Origin of the sequence: Streptomyces panaciradicis (assembly GCF_023516615.1) — a bacterium.
Classification (GTDB): Bacteria; Actinomycetota; Actinomycetes; order Streptomycetales; family Streptomycetaceae; genus Streptomyces; species Streptomyces panaciradicis.
This window is the reverse complement of record NZ_JAMGBF010000306.1, coordinates 1-1,109: the sequence shown is the minus strand read 5'-3', so window position 1 is coordinate 1,109 and position 1,109 is coordinate 1. Positions and strand designations below refer to the sequence as shown.

The 1,109-nt window shown below is 73.8% G+C and carries 1 protein-coding gene; it reads right to left on the bottom strand.

Features of this window, described 5'->3' with window-relative positions:
• The coding region (locus M8J74_RS44050; protein WP_249841758.1) for a condensation domain-containing protein at positions 1–1,109 on the bottom strand (1,109 nt) is incomplete at both ends.

Here is a 1,109-nt window from a genome sequence, read left to right as displayed (position 1 = left end):
GTCGGGGTGGGCGGACGCCTCGCCGAGGAGGCGCAGCAGCCGGGCGAGGAGGGCCTCGATGGTGTCGCGGTCGTACAGGTCGGTGGCGTACTCGGCGGTGATGTCCAGGCCGGCGGGGCGGCCGTCGGGGGTGAGGTGCTCGTCGAAGCCGACGGTGAGGTCGAACTTGGCGGTGCGGGTGGCGGAGTACTCCGCGCGGGCCCGCAGGCCGCGGAAGTCGGCGCCGGGGTCGGTGGAGCCGGCCTGGACCAGGGTGAGCATGACCTGGAAGAGGGGGTGGCGGGCGCCGCTGCGCTCGGGGTTGAGGATCTCCACGAGCCGGTCGAAGGGCAGGTCCTGGTGCGCCCAGGCGGCCAGGTCGGTGGAGCGGACCCGGTTCAGCAGTTCCCGGAAGGTGGGGTCGCCGGTGACGTCGGTGCGCAGGACGAGGGTGTTGACGAAGAAGCCGACGAGGTCGTTCAGGGCCTCTTCGGTGCGGCCGGCGACCGGGGAGCCGAGGGGGATGTCGGGTCCGGCTCCGCCGGCGGCGAGCACGGTGGCCAGGGCGGCCTGGGCGGCCATGAAGAGGGTGGCGCCGCTCTTGCGGGCCAGGTCGGCGAGCGCGGCGTGCGTGCCGGCCGGGCAGTGCACGGTGACGGTGTCGCCGCGGTAGGAGGCAACGGCCGGGCGCGGCCGGTCGGCGGGCAGGGTGACCTCCTCCGGAAGGTCGGCCAACTGCTGTTTCCAGTAGGCGAGTTGGCGGTTCATGAGGCTGTCCTCGGCGTCCGGCTCGCCGAGCACCTCCTGCTGCCAGAGGGTGAAGTCGGCGTACTGGATCTCCAGCGGCTGCTGCTCGGGCGCGTGTCCGTCCCTGCGGGCGGCGTAGGCGTGGGCGAGGTCGCGCAGCAGGGGGGCGATGGACCAGCCGTCGGAGGCGATGTGGTGCATGACGACGAGCAGGACGTGCTCACGGTCGCCGAGCCGGATGAGGCGGGCGTGGACGGGCAGGTCGGCGGCGAGGTCGAAGACATGCGCGGACTCGGCGGCGAGGACGTCGGCGAGGGTGTCCTCACCGGCGGTGAGGACGGGCAGTGCGGGCCGGGCGTCCTCGGCGGGCAGGATGTGCTGGT